We start from the raw sequence: 19,055 nt of genomic DNA, 5'->3' as shown, positions 1-19,055 counted from the left end.
CGAATGATTCACGACATCGTGCTCCGATGGGTGGTCATCGGACTGTTTGCGCTGACCGCGGTCGAATATGGGGTAGCGGTCATCACCAAACCCCGACCATGGACGTCGGCCGTCAACCATGCACTGCATTTCGTTATGGCCGTTGCGATGGTGGTGATGGCCTGGCCGTGGCGCACACAGCTGCCGACGACGGAACCTGCGGTGTTTTTCCTGCTTGCGGCCGTGACGTTCGCGGCGATGGCCATCTTCGCGGTTCGAACGACGACCCGCCGGGAGCTGTACTTCTACCACGGCTTGATGATGCTGGCGACGGCCTGGATGTACGCCATCATGGACAGCCATCTGATGCCGGCCGGGTCGAGCACGCAGCCGGATATGTCGATGCCGGGCATGGACATGTCTGCGACGAGCATGCCGTCAACCCACGAATCGCCCGTATGGTTCAGTGTCGTTGGCTGGATCGGTGTAGTCGGTTTCGCAGTCGCGGCGGTCTTCTGGACTTACCGATATGTGCTCGATCGGCGCCGCAAGACGGCCCCGCGCCGGTCGCTGGGTGACCTGGGTCAGGCGATGATGGCGGCGGGCATGGCGATCTTCTTCCTCGCCACGCTATTTCGGATCTGAGCCGCCGCCGGTTACGCCCGCTGCCCTTCCGCCGTTCCCGGTCTCGTTGAGTGCGCTGTGCCGGCGGCCCCACACCAAGTAGAAGATCAGCGCCACCGCGACCCAGGCGCTGAACGCAATCCACGTGTACCAGTGCAGGCTGAACAGAATGTAGGCGCACGCCGCGATCGACAAGATCGGTGTAACCGGATAGCCGGGCACCTTGAAACCGCGGGGTAAATCCGGTTGCTGAATGCGCAGCAAAATCACGCCGCCTGACACCACGATGAATGCGGTCAAGGTGCCGATGGAGACTGTTTCGGCCAGCCGGTCCAGCGGCACCAACGCGGCCAGGACTGCCACCACGACGGCAACGATCACGGTATTGCCGACCGGTGCCATCGTGCGCGGGCTGACCTTCGCGAATGTGGCCGGCAGCAGGCCGTCACGTCCCATCGTGAACAGGATGCGTGTCTGGCCGTACAACGTCACGAGGGTGACGGAGAAGATGGATATGACCGCGCCGGCAGACACCAGGGTGCTGCCTGCGGTGTTTCCGGTGATGCGGTCCAAGATCACGGCCAGCACGGCCTCTTCACCCTTGAAGTCTTGCCACGGCTGGCTACCCATCGCGGCAACCGCGACGAGCAAATGGATAGCCGTGACGATCAGCAGGGCGTAGATGATTGCCCGCGGCATGGTGTGTTGTGGATCTTTGACTTCGTCGCCGGCGGTGGATATCGCGTCAAGGCCGATGTAGGCGAAGAAGATTGTCCCGGCGGCCAAGCTGATGCCCGAGACGCCGAACGGTGCCAGGTCACTGAAGCGGTCGGCCTTGAACGCGGTGAACGCGATGGCCGCGAACACCACCAGCACGCTGAGCTTGATCACTACCATCACCGCGTTGGCCTTGGCGGATTGATTGGCACCGCGGATCAACAAGACCGCACACATCGCCACCAAAACGATGGCCGGCAGGTTGATGACACCCGGCACGTCATCCCAGGGCCCCTCCGAAATGACTTGCGGCAGATGGAATCCGAAGATGTTATCCAACAACTTGTTCAGATACTGGCTCCACCCGACGGCCACCGCGGCGGTGGACACGCCGTACTCCAACAGCAGGCATGCTGCGACGCCCATTGCCGCGAGCTCGCCCAGGGTGGCGTAGCAGTACGAGTAGGCCGATCCGGAAACCGGTACCGCCGAGGCCATCTCGGCGTAGCAGACCGCGGCGAGGCCGGCTGCTACGCCGGCGATGATGAACGAGATGACCACTGCCGGGCCGGCTTGCGGCACGGACTGCGAGAGAACGATGAAGATGCCCGCGCCGACCGTCTCGCCGACGCCGAACATGGTCAGCAGGAAGGTTCCAAGGCTGCGTTGCAGCTGATAGGAGGCCCCCTCGGCGACCGGGGCGCCGCTCACGGGCCGGCGCCGCAGCATCTGCCGTCGCAAGCTGAGCGCCGGCGTCGGCATGGTGCCTCCTCCGTGAGCTAGCCAGCCTGGCTCAAGATAACGCACGGATGACCCGGCTGCCCGACAAAAGCACAGGCAAAGCGGCCGGCGGTTACGGGGCGACCAGTATCTTGCAGTGCCGTTGGGGATCGGCGAGATCATCGAACGCCGCGCCGACGTCTTCGAGACCGACATCGCCGGTGATGACCGGGGCGACGTCGATGCCACCCTCGGCGATCGCGCGCAACGAATCGGCGAATTCGTTCGGGCCGTAAGCGAGCACGAACTGGACGTTGATCTCCTTGGCAATGGCGAAGAACGGGTGCACGGTGTCGGGCTGCATGCACACGCCGACGACGACCAGGCGGGTGCCATGCCCGGCTCTGCGCATCACGTCGTCGATGATGCCGGGGACCCCAACCGCCTCGAATACCACAGCGGGAGTGACGGTGTCGAATGGTGAGCCTTGCGCGGGGTCAACCGTCTGATGTGCGCCCATGATGGTGGCGAGCTCGCGCCGCCTCGGCGAAAAGTCTGCTGCCACAATGTTTTCAACTCCGCGGGCTCGTAGATTAGCGATTACCGCGATGCCGATCGGACCACAGCCGAGCACCAGCGCGGCTTCGCCCGGCTGAACACCGGACTTGTTGACGGCGTGCAGCCCGACGGCCATCGGTTCGGTCAGCGCGGCGTGTCGCGGGTCCAGGCCATTGGGAATGGGCAGCAGCAACGGCGCCGAAAGCAGCATCCGCTCGGCGTAGCCGCCGAGTGTGTTGTTGCTGTAGACGATCGGTTCGACGTGTTGGCCCGAGATCAGCACCGGGATCGAGGTCACCAGTGTGCCCGCCGGATGTGTTTCGGTGTCCGGGCCGGCTTCGAGGACCTCCGCGCTGAACTCGTGGCCCATGAAGATGTCGTGGCTCAGGTCGACGTTCGTGCCGCCGCCGAGACTGCCCGCCATTTCACCGGTCAGCGAGAGCACCTCGGCGCCATAGGCGGCGAAATGCAGGTCGGAGCCGCAGATTCCACACGATCGCACGCCGACCAGGACTTGGCCCGAACCGGGCACCGGCTCGGCTACGTCGTCTCGAAAGACCATGCGGCCTTCCCGCAGCACCGCGGCGCGCATCAGCTGTTCTCGCTTTCCATCTTGAGTTCATCGGTGTGCTCGGTGATCGCCTTCACCACCGCTTCGCCGGCGCGGCCGAACAATTGCTCGCGCATACCCTTCGCCCAATCATGTGATGCCCGGGGCGCTTCCAATTGGCCTTTGAAATGCGGCATCACCTTACCGGCGAACAGTTCATAGGAGTGATAGGTCGCCTCCGGCGGCGCCCAGTCGTGGCCGAGCAACAGGAAGGTGCCGAATCCACCCGACTGGTCGAGCAGATCCTGGATGTAGCCGATCGCATCCTCGGGCGTGCCGATGCAACAATTGCCCTGTCTCGCATAGTCTTCCACGAACTCCCGAGGCGACTGCGCGCCCTCGACCAGATTGGCCAGCGGCACGAACCCCGCTGCGCCGAAGTACTTCGCGAAATCCTGCAGGCCGTAGGTGCAGTCGTCGATGGCCTGATCTCGACTGTCAGCCAGATGCAGGATGCCGAGCACCCGCCAGTTTGCCCGGTCGGGTTCGTCGTGGCCGGCTTTGCGGGCTTGGTCGCTCACGACTTGCCAGGTGTTTTCCAGCGCCGCATACCCGCCCGGCACCGACATCGACAGTGACAACAGCGACGTCTCCAACGCTCCGGCGAGCCGCGGCCCGGACGGCGAAATCATTGCCGCCGTGGAGATTTCCGGATAAGGCCAGCTGTAGGGACGGATGTGCAACTGGGCATCGCGGAGCGTGAACCAATCCGAGTGGCGGCTGATCCGCTCGCTAGGTGCGGCCCGGAACAACGCGAGGATCGCCTCCAGCGATTCATGCATCATCCGGCGTTGCTCGACCGGATCGATGCCCATCATGTAGGCGTCCGACGGCAGGGCGCCCGGACCGGCGCCGAACATCACCCGCCCGCGGGTCAAATGATCCAGCAACACCCAGCGGTCGGCCACCATCAGCGGATGGTGGTAGGGCAGCGACACGACACCGGTGCCCAGTCGGATGTGCTTGGTCCGTTCAGCCGCCGCGGCGATGAACACCTCCGGGCAGGCGATCAACTCATAGCCGCCGGAGTGATGCTCACCGAACCACGCCTCGTCGAAACCGAGGCGGTCCAGCGCGACCACTCGCTCCATGTCGTATTCGAGTGCCGTCGTAGGAGATTGGCCGGTCGGGTGAAAGGGGGTGATGAAGACACCGAAGTTCAGCGGGCGGTTCACGACAGCTTCACGCCCGATAGGAAGTCCAGCACCGCCTCGTTGACCTGATCCGGGCACTCCTGTTGCAGCCAGTGCCCGGCACCGTCGATCATCACCTCGCGGTAGGGCCCGGTCACCACCTCGGCGGTACGGTCGCGGCGCATGAAGCCCCCCACCGGATCGGCCGTGCCGGCGATGAACAAGGCCGGCACCGTGATGGTGGCGGCCCGCGGTTCGGCCAAGATCTCCCAGTTGCGGTCCATGTTCCGGTACCAGTTCAGCCCGCCGGTGAAGCCGGTGCGGGTGAACTCGGTGATGTAGTGGTCGAGCTCCGCCTCGCTGATCCAGCCCGGCAGGCCGTCTGCTTCGGGAAGCCGATCGATGAAGCCCTCCGACCCGGGCGCGATCATCCGCATTGCGGCCGCATGGTCATCCGGCGTGCGCAGGCCGGCCATCATGCGCCGGATGGTCTTGGCCGGGTCGGCAGCCAGTTCGGCGTCGGCGACTCCGGGCTCTTGAAAATAGAGCATGTAGAAGAAGTTGTCGCCGAAGATCGCGCGGAACGCCTGCGTCGGCGGGACCTGGGCGCGCGGCACCGGCGGAACGCTCAAACCGACAACGGCGGCCACCCGATCGGGATGCAGTTGCGCCGAGCCCCACGCCACCGGGGCGCCCCAGTCGTGACCGATGAGCGCCGCGCGCTCGGCACCGACGTCGTCGAGCAAGCCGATGACGTCGGCGGACAGTTTGGCGATGGTGTAGTCGGCGACGTCCTCGGGTCGGCTGGAGCCGCCATAGCCGCGCTGATCCGGAGCCAATACGTGGTACCCGGCGGCCGCCAGCACCGGGATCTGGTGGCGCCATGAATAGGCGAGTTCCGGAAAACCGTGAGCCAGCACTACCACTGGTGCGCCGGGCTCACCCGCTTCGACGGTGTGCAACTGCACGCCATTGGTTTCAATCATCCGATCGGTGATGGGTACGCTCTCGGGCACCGTCTCACCAAAGCACACCCTTGGTCCGCCCGAAAGGTGCTCGACAATTGGCCGCACCGGTGCTGCGGATCCTCGGGAACTGCCATTCGTTGTTTTCACGGCAGATCGAAACGGGATGATTTCAGGCTCGAGGTTCGCTGTTCCGCTACTGCGGGCGGCCAGCTCCTGGCATCGGACGAGGCGGCCACCGCGCGGACGCGGCGAGCCGGGCAATCCGGCCGTGAACCTCGTGGTGACCCGCTGCGCCCGGCTGCGCCGGGCTGGCAATCGCCACGGGGCGGTAACCTGGACTATTCCAGCGGCGTGTATCGGGAAGGACCGGGCCGGCGACGGCCGATGATTGATGAACCGGAAAAATGTGATCCGCACCCTTACGGCGATCGCTGTCGTGTTGCTGCTTGGCTGGTCATTCTTTTACTTCAGCGATGACACCCGCGGCTACAAGCCGGTCGACACCTCCGTGGCGATGGCCCAGATCAAGTCCGGCAACGTCAAAAGTGCGCAGATCGACGATCGCGAACAACAGGTGCGCATGACGCTGAAAAGCGCCAACGGCGGCACCGACGGGTCCGACAAAATCATCACCAAGTACCCGACCGGTTACGCGGTTCCCCTGTTCGACGCGCTGACCGCTAAAGATGCCCAGGTCGCCACCGCCGTCAACGAGGGCAACATCCTGGGCTCGCTGCTGATCTACGTGCTGCCGTTGCTGCTCTTGGTCGGTCTGTTCATGATGTTTTCCCGCATGCAGGGCGGTGCCCGGATGGGCTTCGGCTTCGGCAAATCGCGGGCCAAGCAACTGTCCAAAGACATGCCCAAGACCACCTTCGCCGACGTCGCCGGCGCCGACGAGGCGGTCGAAGAGCTCTACGAAATCAAAGACTTCCTGCAGAACCCGTCGCGGTACCAGGCGCTTGGCGCCAAGATTCCCAGGGGCGTGCTGCTGTACGGGCCGCCGGGAACCGGTAAGACGCTGTTGGCCCGTGCCGTCGCGGGCGAGGCCAACGTTCCGTTCTTCACCATCTCCGGGTCGGACTTCGTTGAGATGTTCGTCGGCGTCGGCGCATCCCGGGTCCGTGACCTCTTCGAACAGGCCAAGCAGAACAGCCCGTGCATCATCTTCGTCGACGAGATCGACGCCGTCGGCCGCCAGCGCGGCGCCGGGCTGGGCGGCGGCCACGACGAACGCGAGCAGACGCTGAACCAGTTGCTGGTCGAGATGGACGGTTTCGGTGATCGCACCGGCGTGATCCTGATCGCGGCCACGAACCGGCCCGACATTCTCGACCCGGCCTTGCTTCGACCCGGACGCTTCGATCGCCAGATTCCGGTGTCCAGCCCCGACCTGGCCGGCCGGCGTGCGGTGTTGCGGGTGCACTCCAAGGGCAAGCCGTTCGGCCCCGACGTCGAATTCGACGGGCTCGCCAAGCGGACCGTCGGCATGACCGGCGCCGATCTGGCCAACGTCATCAACGAGGCGGCGCTGTTGACCGCCCGCGAGAACGGCACGGTGATCACGGGTGCCGCCCTGGAGGAGGCGGTGGACCGGGTGGTCGGCGGTCCGCGCCGCAAGAGCCGGATCATCAGCGAGCAGGAGAAGAAGATCACCGCCTACCACGAGGCTGGGCACACGCTGGCGGGCTGGGCGATGCCGGGTCTCGACCCGGTCTACAAGGTGACGATCCTCGCGCGGGGCAGCACCGGCGGCCACGCGCTGGCGGTGCCCGAAGACGACAAGGGCCTGCACACCCGCTCGGAGCTGATCTCCAGGCTGGTGATGGCCCTGGGCGGGCGCGCCGCCGAGGAATTGGTGTTCCACGAGCCCACCACGGGTGCGGTATCAGACATCGAGCAGGCCACCAAAATCGCGCGTGCCATGGTCACCGAATTCGGAATGAGCTCCAAACTCGGCGCGGTCAAGTACGGCACCGAACACGGTGACCCCTTCCTCGGCCGGACCATGGGTAACCAGGCCGACTACTCCCACGAAGTCGCCCGCGACATCGACGATGAGGTCCGCAAGCTCATCGAGACCGCGCACACCGAGGCGTGGGAGATTCTCACCGAATACCGCGACGTGCTGGACATTGTGGCCGGCGAGCTGCTGGAGAAAGAAACCCTGCACCGCGCCGAGTTGAAGACGATCTTCGCCGACGTTGAAAAGCGGCCACGGTTAACCCTTTTCGACGAGTTCGGTGGCCGCATCCCGTCGGACAAGCCGCCGATCAAAACACCTGGCGAGCTGGCGATCGAGCGCGGCGAGCCGTGGCCGAAACCCGCGCCCGAACCGGCCTTCAAGGCGGCCATCGCGGCGGCGAGCCGGGATGCCGCGCAGGCCGAGGCCGATCGAGCGACCAACGGCGCCAACGGTTCTCACGGTGCACCGGGCAGTCCCGGCGATGGCCGGGGAAGTGCGAGCGTGGCCGGCGCTCCGCCGCAGCACACGACGCAACCCGACTACGGTGCACCGGCGGGCTGGCACGCTCCCGGATGGCCGCCGCCGCAACAGCCGCCGGGCTACTGGTACCCGCCGCCATCTTCCCCGCCGCCACCGCCGCAGTGGCCGCCGGCGCCGCACAACTACGCGGGCTCCCAGGGCCAGCCCTATCCGCCGTATCCGCCGTATCCGCCGCCTGGTGCCCCAGCACCGGAGGCTGGCCAGGCCGCTGACCCCACGGCCCCGCCAAGCGGCGGCCCGAGTCCGTCCAACCCGTCGACGCACGGCTGAAACGAACGGGGCACCGATGGCTTCAACAACACAGCCGAATTTCCGAACCGCGACCCTGAGCACCCCGGTCTTCGACCAGGCGCGTGCCGAGGCAGCGATCCGCGAGCTGCTGTACGCGATCGGAGAGGACCCGGATCGGCACGGTCTGCTGGACACCCCGTCCCGCGTCGCACGCAGTTACCGGGAGATGTTCGCCGGCCTGTACACCGATCCCGACGCCGTGCTGGACACCACGTTTGACGAGCAGCACGACGAGCTGGTGATGATCAAGGAGATCCCGCTGTACTCCACCTGCGAACACCATCTGGTGGCGTTCCACGGTGTGGCGCATGTGGGATACATCCCCGGTCATGACGGCCGCGTCACCGGATTGTCGAAGATCGCGCGGCTGGTCGACCTATACGCCAAGCGGCCACAGCTGCAGGAGCGGCTCACGGCCCAGATCGCCGACGCGCTGATGCGGAAACTCGATCCGCGCGGGGTAATCGTCATCATCGAAGCCGAACACCTGTGCATGTCCATGCGCGGTGTCCGCAAGCCCGGAGCTGTCACCACGACGTCGGCAGTGCGTGGACAGTTCAAGACCGACAATGCATCTCGAGCTGAGGCGCTCGAACTGATCTTGCGCAAGTGAGCACGACGCGCGTCCAGGTCATGGGGGTCGTGAACGTCACCGACGACTCGTTCTCGGATGGCGGGCAATACCTGGATCCGGACCGTGCCGTCGAGCAGGGCTTGGCGTTGGCCGCCGACGGCGCGGCGATCATCGACGTCGGGGGAGAGTCGACCCGGCCCGGTGCCGTCCGGATAGATCCGCGGGTCGAGACTGCCCGCGTCATTCCGGTCGTCAAAGGGTTGGCTTCGCAAGGCATTACAGTCAGCATCGACACCATGCACGCTGGTGTGGCGCGGGCGGCGCTGGAAAATGGCGCGCGGATGGTCAACGACGTGTCCGGCGGACGCGCCGATGCGAGTATGGCCGATCTGCTTGTCGAGGCCGGTGTGCCTTGGGTCTTGATGCACTGGCGATCCGTTTCCTCTGACCATCCGCACGAAGTGCCCCAATACCGCGATGTGGTTTCCGAAGTGCGCGCCGAGCTGCTCGCCAGCATCGATGACGCGGTTGCCGCGGGCATCGATCCGGCGAAGCTGATCATCGACCCCGGTCTCGGATTCGCCAAGACCGCCCAACATAATTGGGCGTTGCTGCACGCCTTGCCGAAGCTACTGGCGATCGGTGTCCCGGTTCTGGTCGGGGCGTCACGGAAACGGTTCCTCGGTACCCTATTGGCCGGTCCCGATGGTGTGGTACGGCCACCCGACGGGCGTGAGACGGCAACCGCGGTGCTTTCAGCGTTGGCCGCGCTGCACGGCGCATGGGGGGTACGGGTGCACGACGTGCGGGCCTCGGTCGACGCGCTCAAGGTCGTCGACGCATGGACGCAAGCGGGGGAAGTCGAATCCGATGGCTGACCGAATTGAGTTGCACGGCCTGACGGTTCGCGGCCAGCATGGGGTCTTCGACCATGAGCGCGCCGACGGTCAGGACTTCGTTGTCGATATCACTGTCTGGATCGACCTGGTTGACGCCGCGGCCAACGACGAGCTGGCAGACAGCTACGACTACGGTGTCCTGGCTCAGCGGGCGGCCGCTATCATCGCCGGGCCGGCGCGCAATTTGATCGAAACGGTCGCCGCCGAGATCGCCGAGGATGTGATGAGAGACCAGCGGGTGCACGCCGTCGAGGTGACGGTGCACAAGCCGCAGGCTCCGATTCCCCAGACCTTCGGCGATGTGGCGGTGGTGGTCCGACGGTCGCGACGCGGCGGACGGGGTTCGGTGATTCCCGCCGGAGGGGGGCGCTGATGCGGGTGGTGTTGTCGATCGGATCCAACCTCGGTGACCGGTTGGCCCGGCTGCAGTCGGTGCTCGACCGGCTGGGCGAGGCGGTGCAGGCGGTTTCTCCGGTCTATGAGACGGCGGCCTGGGGCGGCGTCGAGCAGGGCCCGTTCCTCAACGCCGTGCTGATCGCCGGGGACACGACGCTCGACGGACATGGTTGGTTGCGTCGCGCCCAGGAGATGGAGCAGTCGGCGGATCGGGTCCGCGGACAGCGTTGGGGCCCACGCACTCTCGATGTGGACCTGATCAGCTGCTATCAGACGTCGGCGGCCGGGGACACCGAAGTGTTCTCGCTGGAAGACGGTCTGACCCTGCCGCATCCCCTGGCTCACTTGCGAGCCTTCGTGATGATTCCGTGGCTCGCCGTTGACCCGGTGGCGGAGCTGACGGTGGCCGGTGGAAAGCAGCCCGTCGCAAAGCTGCTCGCGCAACTGGATCCCGCCGACCGCGCTAGTGTGCAACTGACCGGGCTGATGCTCGAACAGCGAGGCGAGAGTACGGAATTCGACTCGGTCCCGGAAACCTGATGGGCCCGACCCGGAAACGTGATCTGACGGCCGCGGTGATCGGCACTGCGGTGCTCGGATACCTGCTCGTCGTATTGCTATACCGGTGGTTTCCACCGATCACGGTGTGGACGGGGCTGTCGTTGCTTGCGGTCGGCGTCGCCGAGGCGCTGTGGGGGCGTTATGTCCGGGCCAAGATCAGCGACGGTGAGATCGGCGACGGGCCCGGCTGGCTACATCCGCTCTCGGTGGCCCGCAGCCTGGTCATCGCCAAAGCATCGGCCTGGGTGGGCGCCTTGGCGCTGGGTTGGTGGGTCGGGGTTCTGGTCTACTTGCTGCCGCGGCGGTCGTGGCTGAGGGTGGCCGGCGAAGACACCGCGGGCACGGCGGTGGCGGCGGTCAGCGCGCTGGCTTTGGTGGTTGCTGCGCTGTGGCTGCAACATTGCTGCAAGTCGCCGGCGGATCCGACCGAGCATGGCGACGGCGCCGAAAATTAGCTCGGCTCGGTGACGGTGCGGGCCTCCGCCGACCCAAGTGGGAGGCGGGCGATTAGTTTCGCTCGGTGACCATGCGGCCCGCCGAAGCGGCCCGAGGTGGCGGCACCTCCCGCTTGCGGGGAGAGTTATGGGCAATCAGCCCACGTGAGAATCGCCGGAGCACGCCGACACGCGGAGTGACCTCGGCCCGGTACAGTCGGGCCATGACCGATCTGCCCCGCGGCGCCCGGGTGCGGCGCGGCGGCCGCAGACCGGGTTGGGTACTGCTGACGGCGTTGCTGGTGCTCGCTATCGGCGCCAGTTCTGCGCTGGTTTTCACCAGCCGGGTGGAGCTCCTCAAGCTCGGCGTGATCCTCGCCTTGTGGGCCGCCGTCGTCGCTGCGTTCGTGTCGGTGATCTATCGCCGGCAAAGCGACGTGGATCAGGCCCGGGCGCGGGACCTGAAGCTGGTTTACGACCTGCAGCTAGACCGCGAAATCTCGGCTCGGCGCGAGTACGAGCTCACGGTGGAGTCTCAGCTGCGTCGCGAGCTGGCCAGCGAACTGCGCGCGCACGCCGCAGACGAGGTCTCGGCGCTGCGGGCCGAGTTGGCCGCCCTGCGCACCAATTTGGAGATCTTGTTCGACGCCGAACTCAGCGACCGGCCGGCACTGGAGACCGAACGCAGGTCCGTGCGAGCTTCCAGCGACTGGGATCGCGAGCACGAAAGCGCACGCGAACGAGTCAACCGGGTGACCTCGGTGCGCGCCGAAGAGCCTCCTCGGCGCACGGACGACAGCTCGATCATCGACGTGCCCGAGGAACCGCTGGCGCCACCGCCACCGCCACCGCCACCGCCGCGGCAGCCGGTCGCGGATAGCTACCAGCCTGCGGCCTACGCCTACCAACCCGCTGGGGCTCACGAGGCCTCCGGGGTAAACGGTGCCGCTGAGGTGTATGAGCCTGCAGAGGTGGGCCCGGGTGCGCATCGGGACCGGGGCCAGCGATCCGCTGGGGTACGACAGGATGACCCGATACCACCCCCCGGTTGGGCTCCGCCGGGCGTGTCACCCGCGGGCGGGGCAGAGCGGCAACCCGAGGGCCGTGGCTGGGTCCCACCGGAGCAGGCGTCGGAGAACGGTGGCTGGGCCGTGCCCGCGGCCTCGCCCCCGAGCCCCGCAGAGTGGTACGAGCCGCCGCCGCCACGCCGTTCACACCGGCGGCAGGAGACGCCCCCGCAGCCCGAGCCGCGGTTTGTACCTCCACCCGTCGTACCTCCACCCGCGCCGCCCGAGCCGCCGCCGGAACAACCGCGGCCCGACTGGTCGGCGCCGACAACGCCGCCCCGGCATCAAGAAACGCCCGCGGCCTGGCAGCCGGTGAGTTCCGACGGACAATGGCTCCCCGCCGGAGCACCTGGCAGTAACTGGAATCCCGAATCGGGCGAAAACGCCGGCAGCGTGCCGTGGAAATACGACAACTCCCCGTCCCGCGACCGGACTTCGCACAGTTCTCCCAGCATCAGCGAAGCCGCGCCGGCGTCGCCGGCGCCGGTTGAGCGGCGCGGCCGCCATTCCAGCGCCGTCGAGTCGGCAAGTCAGATCGACGAATCCGAAGCCGATTGGCGCGAGCCAGATCGTCGCGCGCGGGCTCGTCATTCCGCTGAAAGCTCCGCACACCCAGACTCCGGCATCGGCGAACCCGCGACGCCGACGCCGGCAATGTCACCGCCACCGCCACCGCCGCCGATGCCACCCCCGCCCCCGCCGCCAAGCGACAGGGAGCCGGTGATGTCGCCGCCACCGTCAGCGCCCCCACCCGCGGCCCGCCATCGCGGCACCGATCCGTTGGATGCCGACGCTCCGCCATCCGGCGGCCAGTCGGTCGCCGAATTGCTGGCCCGGTTGCAAAACAGCCCGTCCGGAGGCGGCGGACGCCGGCGCCGTGAGGACTGAGGCGAAGACCACAGCGCGATTCGCGTCGTCGCCGGGGTAGAGTCTTAGCGACCGTCCGGTACCCGCACCGCGGGACTGGAACGAAACAAGAGACTTGTGAGGGTCGTCTGCGATGGTGCAGTTCGACGGATTGCGCCCCGCCCGGCTCAAGGTGGGCATCATCTCCGCCGGCCGGGTCGGAACGGCGTTGGGGGTTGCGCTGGAACGCGTCGACCACGTCGTGGTGGCGTGCAGCGCGGTTTCCCAGGCGTCGCGCCACCGTGCCGAACGTTGGTTGCCCGACACCCCGGTGTCGCCGGTACCGGACGTTGCCGGCAACGCCGAGCTGCTGCTGCTGGCCGTGCCCGACACCGAGCTGCCGGCGCTAGTTTCGGGGTTGGCGGCCACCTCGGCGGTGCGGCCGGGCACCATCGTCGCGCACACCTCGGGTGCCAACGGCGTGGCCGTGCTGGCGCCGCTGAGCGGGCAGGACTGCATACCGCTGGCCATTCATCCGGCGATGACGTTCACCGGCTCCGACGAGGACATCGCCCGGCTGCCGGACACCTGCTTCGGGATCACCGCCGCCGACGAGGTCGGGTACGCGATCGCGCAGTCCCTGGTGCTGGAGATCGGCGGCGAGCCGTTCCGGGTCCGCGAGGATGCGCGGACGCTGTATCACGCCGCGTTGGCCCATGCCGGTAACCACATCGTCACGGTGCTCGCCGATGCCCTGGACGCCTTGCGCGCCGCGCTGTCGGGGACCGAACTCCTCGGTCAACAGCTCGTCGACGATCAACCCGGAGGCATCGCCGAACGAATACTGGGGCCGCTGGCCCGCGCGGCGTTGGAGAACACCCTGCGACGAGGGCAGGCGGCGCTGACCGGTCCGGTCGCGCGCGGTGATGCCGGCGCGGTGGCCGGTCACCTGAATGCGCTGGCGGCGGTGAACGCCGAACTGGCCCAGGCCTACCGGGTGAATGCCCTGCGCACCGCGCAACGCGCGCATGCGCCCGACGAGGTCCTTAAGATCCTCGAGGTTTCGGCGCGGTGACCGTCAACAGGCCGCCGAAGTTCAACGCCGGCGAACTCAACGTGTATGCGAGCCCCAGCGATGTCGGCGAGGTCAGCCGTGCGCTGCGCCATACCGGTCGGCGAGTGATGCTGGTACCGACGATGGGGGCGCTGCACGACGGGCACCTCGCCCTCGTCCGTGCCGCCAAACGGGTCCCCGGCTCGGTGGTGGTGGTGTCGATCTTCGTCAACCCGCTGCAATTCGGTGCGGATGAAGATCTCAGCGCCTACCCGCGGATCGTCGAAGACGACCTGGCGTTATTGCGTGGCGAAGGCGTTGAAATAGCTTTCACCCCAAGTGTTTCAGCGATGTACCCCGACGGCCCGCGTACCTCGGTGCATCCGGGTCCGCTGGGATCCGAGCTCGAGGGAGCCGCCCGGCCCACTCATTTCGCCGGCATGCTCACCGTGGTGCTGAAGCTGCTACAGATTGTGCGCCCGGACCGAGTGTTCTTCGGCGAGAAGGACTATCAGCAACTGGTGTTGGTCCGGCAGATGGTCGCCGACCTGAACGTCGATACTCGGGTGATCGGTGTGCCGATCGTGCGCGAATCAGACGGCCTGGCGATGTCGTCGCGCAACCGCTACCTCGATCCCACGCAACGCGAACTGGCGGGCGTGCTGTCGGCGGCGCTGCTTGCCGGGACGCATGCGGCCTCGGGTGGTGCGGATACGGCGCTTGCGGCGGCCCGCGCCGTGCTGTCCGAGATACCCGCGATCGACGTGGATTACCTTCAGGTGCGCGACCCTGAACTCGGGCCGGCCCCGGCACACGGCCCGGGCCGGCTGCTCGTCGCGGCACGGCTCGGGGCTACCAGGCTACTTGACAATGTCGCGATTGAAATCAGCACTACCGTCGGCGCCGACGGGCGAGAGCCAGCGGCTAACGGCAATCAGACTCTCGAATCACACTGGAGGAACTGATGTTACGAACAATGCTCAAGTCGAAGATCCACCGGGCGACCGTCACGCAGGCGGACCTGCACTACGTCGGCTCGGTGACGATCGACGCCGACTTGATGGATGCGGCCGACCTGCTCGAGGGCGAACAGGTGACCATCGTCGACATCGACAACGGTGCCCGGCTTGTCACCTATGCGATCACCGGTCAGCGTGGCAGCGGCGTGATCGGAATCAACGGGGCTGCAGCGCATCTTGTGCATCCCGGTGACTTAGTGATCCTGATCGCCTACGCGACGATGGACGACGCGGAGGCGCGCAGCTACCAGCCGAAGATCGTCTTCGTCGACGCCGACAATCGGGCGATCGACCTCGGGAGCGATCCGGCGTTCGTACCTGCCGATGCGGGCGAGCTGGTCTCGCCGCGATGAAGGGTCGGTAGCGTGCTGCTGGCAATCGATGTCCGCAACACCCACACCGTTGTGGGACTGCTTTCCGGTGCAAAGGAGCACGCGAAGGTAGTGCAGCAGTGGCGGATTCGCACCGAATCCGAAGTCACTGCCGACGAACTGGCGTTGACCATCGATGGTCTGATTGGCGACGATTCCGACCAGCTCACCGGCGCAGCCGCCCTGTCCACGGTCCCATCGGTGCTGCACGAGGTGCGGGTGATGCTCGACCAGTACTGGCCGACGGTGCCGCATGTGTTGATCGAACCCGGCGTCCGCACCGGCATCCCGCTGTTGGTCGACAATCCGAAAGAGGTCGGCGCCGATCGAATCGTCAACTGCCTAGCGGCGTTTCAGAAGTACGCGACGGCCGCCATCGTGATCGATTTCGGCTCATCGATCTGCGTGGACGTGGTGTCCGGTAAAGGTGAATTCCTCGGCGGCGCTATCGCGCCGGGAATACAGGTCTCCTCTGACGCGGCCGCTGCGCGCTCTGCCGCATTGCGGCGCGTCGAGCTGGCCCGGCCGCGCTCGGTGGTCGGCAAGAACACCGTCGAATGCATGCAGGCGGGTGCGGTTTTCGGTTTCGCCGGATTGGTGGATGGTCTGGTCCAACGCATCCGCGACGATGTGGACGGGTTCGGGAGTGACCTGGGGGATCGGGTCACCGTGGTGGCCACCGGCCACACCGCACCCCTGCTGTTGGCCGAACTGCATTCCGTCGATCACTACGACCAGCACCTGACCCTGCACGGTCTGCGGCTGGTCTTCGAACGCAACCGGGACAGCCAGCGCGGACGGCTCAAGACGGCGCGCTAGTCCTGACCGGCGAATTCCCATCGCGGGTATTCACTAAGCTGGCACGTCGTGGACGCCGGCGGTCAAGACCTACCTGAGGACATCCCCGAGCAGTTCCGGATCCGCCGGGACAAGCGGGCTCGGCTGTGGGCGCAGGGGCGCGACCCCTACCCGGTCGAGGTCGGGCGAACCCACACGCTGGCGCAGATCCGTGCCGCTTACCCCGACCTGGCTGCTGATTCGACCACCGGCGATATCGTCGGTGTGGCCGGCCGGGTCGTCTTCGCGCGTAATTCGGGCAAGCTGTGTTTTGCGACACTCCAAGAGGGCGACGGCACCCAACTGCAGGTGATGCTCAGCCTTGCCAGCGTCGGTGAAGAAGCGCTTGATGCGTGGAAGGCCGACGTGGATATCGGCGACATCGTCTGCGTGCACGGCGAGGTGATCAGTTCGCGGCGCGGCGAGCTGTCCGTCCTCGGCGATGCCTGGCAGATGGCGTCCAAGGCGCTGAGACCGCTGCCCGTCGCCCACAAGGAGATGAACGAAGAGTCGCGGGTGCGGCAGCGCTACGTCGACCTGATTGTGCGTCCGGAGGCACGCACGGTCGCCCGGATGCGCATCGCCGTCATTCGCGCGATACGGTCCGCTCTGGAACAGCGCGGCTTTCTCGAAGTCGAGACGCCGATGTTGCAGACATTGGCGGGCGGTGCAGCGGCCCGGCCGTTCGCCACCCACTCCAATGCCCTCGACATCGATCTGTACCTTCGGATCGCACCGGAACTGTTCCTCAAGCGATGCGTCGTTGGTGGGTTCGACAAGGTCTTCGAACTAAATCGGGTGTTCCGAAACGAAGGAGCCGATTCCACGCATTCCCCGGAATTCTCCATGTTGGAGACCTACCAGGCGTATGGAACGTATGACGATTCGGCGGTCGTCACCCGCGAGCTTATTCAACAGGTGGCTGACCAGGCGATCGGTACCCGACAACTGTCGCTGCCCGATGGCAGTGTCTATGACATCGATGGAGAATGGGCGTCGATACAAATGTATCCGTCGCTATCTGAGGCAGTCGGCGAAGAGATCACACCAAACACCACGGTTGAGCGCTTAAGCGGCATCGCCGAGTCGCTCGGTGTGGAGGTGCCGGCGGGCCGGGGGTATGGGCATGGCAAGCTGGTCGAGGAATTGTGGGAACACACCGTCGGCACCAGCTTGACGGCGCCCACCTTTGTTCGGGATTTTCCAGTAGAGACAACGCCTTTGACGCGTCAGCACCGCAGCATCCCGGGTGTTACTGAAAAGTGGGACCTTTATATACGTGGGGTGGAGCTGGCCACCGGATATTCGGAATTGATCGACCCGGTGGTGCAACGTGAGAGGTTCGCTGAACAGGCGCGAGCCGCGGCGGCCGGTGACGATGAGGCGATGATGCTCGACGAAGATTTCCTCGCTGCCTTGGAGTACGCCATGCCGCCGTGCACGGGAACCGGAATGGGTATCGATCGGTTGTTGATGGCCTTGACTGGCCTGTCAATTAGAGAGACAGTATTGTTTCCGATTGTCCGTCCCCATAGCAACTGATCTCATCTATGGTGGTGTGTTGAATACCGCGCCTTCTTATGGCAGATTGATACACACGGGGGCGGTCCAACAACTTGCACAGTAAGTGCTCAGGAAGAAAGTGTGAGGCTCAGCCAATGGCGAAGAAAGTGACCGTCACCCTGGTCGATGATTTCGACGGTGAGGGCGCCGCCGATGAAACCGTCGAATTCGGTCTCGACGGAGTGACCTATGAGATCGACCTTTCGACCAAAAATGCCACGAAACTCCGCCACGATCTGAAGCAGTGGGTCGAGGCCGGCCGCCGCGTCGGCGGTCGTCGACGCGGACGTGCCAGCGCTGGTCGCGGCCGCGGAGCCATCGACCGCGAGCAGAGCGCCGCGATCCGGGAATGGGCCCGTCGCAACGGGCACAACGTGTCGACGCGGGGCCGGATCCCGGCTGACGTCATCGACGCATTCCACGCCGCTACCTGACCCGCCGACCAACACGGCGCCGATACAGCAGAGCCGGACCAGCACCGAAAGCGGGCTGGTCCGGCTTTCGCTGGTGGCGAACTGATCGCCCGCTGGGGCGGGAAACGATTTGCCGTTCTACCGCGTTGCTCCCATTACGGCTCTGACGTAACCGGGTCTACGCCTGTGGCGTAATGGACCACAAGGTAGGAAGCCTGGCGAGCCGCGCATTACAGTGGATGGCAGGTACGCGGTGTCGTCCGCGGTACCGATGGTGAGGGAGAGCAGGTAACCACCGATGTTCGAACGATTTACCGACCGTGCCCGCAGGGTCGTCGTCCTGGCGCAAGAAGAGGCCCGGATGCTCAACCACAACTACATCGGCACTGAGCACATCCTGTTGGGTCTTATTCACGAGGGCGAAGGCGTAGCCGCAAAGTCGCTGGAGTCGCTGGGCATCTCGTTGGAGGGCGTCCGCAGCCAGGTCGAGGAGATCATCGGCCAGGGCCAGCAGGCCCCGTCGGGGCACATCCCGTTCACTCCGCGCGCCAAGAAGGTGCTCGAGCTGAGTCTGCGTGAGGCGCTGCAGCTGGGCCACAACTACATCGGCACCGAGCACATTCTGCTCGGTTTGATCCGTGAGGGCGAAGGCGTTGCCGCCCAGGTGTTGGTGAAGCTGGGCGCCGAGCTGACCCGGGTGCGCCAGCAGGTGATCCAGCTGCTATCCGGCTACCAGGGCAAGGAGACGGCCGAGGCCGGTACCGGCGGCCGCGGTGGCGAGTCCGGCAGCCCCTCCACGTCGTTGGTGCTTGACCAGTTCGGTCGCAACCTGACCGCGGCCGCGATGGAAGGCAAGCTCGACCCCGTCATCGGCCGCGAGAAGGAAATCGAGCGGGTGATGCAGGTTCTTAGCCG

The 19,055-nt window shown here is 66.0% G+C and carries 18 protein-coding genes and 1 pseudogene; 15 read left to right on the top strand and 4 right to left on the bottom strand.

The genetic code is table 11. The features are described from left to right. Window positions 1-3 precede the first annotated feature (3 nt). Window positions 4-624: a DUF5134 domain-containing protein gene (locus VNW74_RS00675; protein WP_325674679.1), complete on the top strand. Its 621-nt coding sequence runs from the start codon at window positions 4-6 to the stop codon at window positions 622-624. Here VNW74_RS00675 and VNW74_RS00670 read toward each other — a convergent pair. From VNW74_RS00670 to VNW74_RS00655, 4 genes are all read right to left on the bottom strand, one after another. Continuing rightward, the gene (locus VNW74_RS00670; protein WP_325674678.1) at window positions 610-2,082 is read right to left on the bottom strand and encodes an APC family permease; all 1,473 of its coding nucleotides are present in this window, start codon (window positions 2,080-2,082) and stop codon (window positions 610-612) included. The two genes, VNW74_RS00675 and VNW74_RS00670, sit on opposite strands and share 15 nt — an antisense overlap. A 91-nt stretch (window positions 2,083-2,173) precedes the next feature. Continuing rightward, a complete protein-coding gene (locus tag VNW74_RS00665) occupies window positions 2,174-3,190 on the bottom strand; it encodes a zinc-binding dehydrogenase (protein ID WP_325674677.1) in 1,017 nt (338 codons plus the stop codon). Further along, window positions 3,190-4,383: an LLM class flavin-dependent oxidoreductase gene (locus tag VNW74_RS00660; RefSeq protein ID WP_325674676.1), complete on the bottom strand. Its 1,194-nt coding sequence runs from the start codon at window positions 4,381-4,383 to the stop codon at window positions 3,190-3,192. The genes VNW74_RS00665 and VNW74_RS00660 overlap by 1 nt, the downstream gene beginning before the upstream one ends. Then, window positions 4,380-5,327, bottom strand: coding sequence for an alpha/beta hydrolase (locus VNW74_RS00655; RefSeq protein WP_325674693.1), 948 nt, complete (start codon window positions 5,325-5,327; stop codon window positions 4,380-4,382). Before VNW74_RS00655 ends, VNW74_RS00660 begins: the two co-directional genes overlap by 4 nt. A 373-nt stretch (window positions 5,328-5,700) precedes the next feature. Between VNW74_RS00655 and ftsH the strand changes: the two genes are divergently transcribed. From ftsH to VNW74_RS00585, 14 genes and pseudogenes are all read left to right on the top strand, one after another. Further along, on the top strand, window positions 5,701-8,085 hold the full coding sequence (gene ftsH / locus VNW74_RS00650; RefSeq protein ID WP_325674675.1) for an ATP-dependent zinc metalloprotease FtsH: 2,385 nt from the start codon (window positions 5,701-5,703) through the stop codon (window positions 8,083-8,085). 16 nt (window positions 8,086-8,101) lie between these two features. Beyond that, entirely contained in the window at window positions 8,102-8,719 is a 618-nt protein-coding gene (gene folE, locus VNW74_RS00645; protein WP_325674674.1) for a GTP cyclohydrolase I FolE, read from the top strand. Then, window positions 8,716-9,558, top strand: coding sequence for a dihydropteroate synthase (folP, locus tag VNW74_RS00640; RefSeq protein ID WP_325674673.1), 843 nt, complete (start codon window positions 8,716-8,718; stop codon window positions 9,556-9,558). Before folE ends, folP begins: the two co-directional genes overlap by 4 nt. Continuing rightward, on the top strand, window positions 9,551-9,952 hold the full coding sequence (gene folB / locus VNW74_RS00635) for a dihydroneopterin aldolase (RefSeq protein ID WP_325674672.1): 402 nt from the start codon (window positions 9,551-9,553) through the stop codon (window positions 9,950-9,952). The genes folP and folB overlap by 8 nt, the downstream gene beginning before the upstream one ends. Then, window positions 9,949-10,515 (top strand): 2-amino-4-hydroxy-6-hydroxymethyldihydropteridine diphosphokinase, encoded by a 567-nt coding sequence (gene folK / locus VNW74_RS00630; RefSeq protein WP_325674692.1) that lies wholly within the window; start codon window positions 9,949-9,951, stop codon window positions 10,513-10,515. Before folB ends, folK begins: the two co-directional genes overlap by 4 nt. After that, window positions 10,515-10,991: a DUF3180 domain-containing protein gene (locus VNW74_RS00625; RefSeq protein ID WP_325674671.1), complete on the top strand. Its 477-nt coding sequence runs from the start codon at window positions 10,515-10,517 to the stop codon at window positions 10,989-10,991. The genes folK and VNW74_RS00625 overlap by 1 nt, the downstream gene beginning before the upstream one ends. Before the next feature lie 203 nt (window positions 10,992-11,194). Then, window positions 11,195-11,681, top strand: a pseudogene (locus tag VNW74_RS31810) (DUF6779 domain-containing protein); the annotation flags it as partial. A 1,356-nt stretch (window positions 11,682-13,037) separates the two neighbouring features. After that, window positions 13,038-13,958: a Rossmann-like and DUF2520 domain-containing protein gene (locus VNW74_RS00615; RefSeq protein WP_325674669.1), complete on the top strand. Its 921-nt coding sequence runs from the start codon at window positions 13,038-13,040 to the stop codon at window positions 13,956-13,958. Then, the gene (gene panC, locus VNW74_RS00610; protein WP_325674668.1) at window positions 13,955-14,902 is read left to right on the top strand and encodes a pantoate--beta-alanine ligase; all 948 of its coding nucleotides are present in this window, start codon (window positions 13,955-13,957) and stop codon (window positions 14,900-14,902) included. Before VNW74_RS00615 ends, panC begins: the two co-directional genes overlap by 4 nt. Further along, window positions 14,902-15,309 (top strand): aspartate 1-decarboxylase, encoded by a 408-nt coding sequence (panD, locus tag VNW74_RS00605; RefSeq protein WP_325674667.1) that lies wholly within the window; start codon window positions 14,902-14,904, stop codon window positions 15,307-15,309. Before panC ends, panD begins: the two co-directional genes overlap by 1 nt. A gap of 12 nt (window positions 15,310-15,321) precedes the next feature. Continuing rightward, a complete protein-coding gene (locus tag VNW74_RS00600) occupies window positions 15,322-16,146 on the top strand; it encodes a type III pantothenate kinase (protein WP_325674666.1) in 825 nt (274 codons plus the stop codon). Window positions 16,147-16,194: 48 nt separating this feature from the next. After that, window positions 16,195-17,706, top strand: coding sequence for a lysine--tRNA ligase (gene lysS, locus VNW74_RS00595; protein WP_325674665.1), 1,512 nt, complete (start codon window positions 16,195-16,197; stop codon window positions 17,704-17,706). A 116-nt stretch (window positions 17,707-17,822) separates the two neighbouring features. Further along, complete coding sequence (lsr2, locus tag VNW74_RS00590) at window positions 17,823-18,161, top strand: histone-like nucleoid-structuring protein Lsr2 (RefSeq protein WP_325674664.1); 339 nt, start codon at window positions 17,823-17,825, stop codon at window positions 18,159-18,161. A 277-nt stretch (window positions 18,162-18,438) separates the two neighbouring features. Further along, window positions 18,439-19,055: Clp protease N-terminal domain-containing protein (locus VNW74_RS00585; RefSeq protein ID WP_325674663.1), on the top strand; the 617-nt coding region annotated here is incomplete at its 3' end.

The sequence above is a fragment of the Mycobacterium sp. genome, from assembly GCF_035570115.1.
GTDB lineage: Bacteria > Actinomycetota > Actinomycetes > Mycobacteriales > Mycobacteriaceae > Mycobacterium.
The sequence above is the reverse complement of the archived record's forward strand: the minus strand, read 5'-3'. Positions and strand labels throughout refer to the sequence as shown.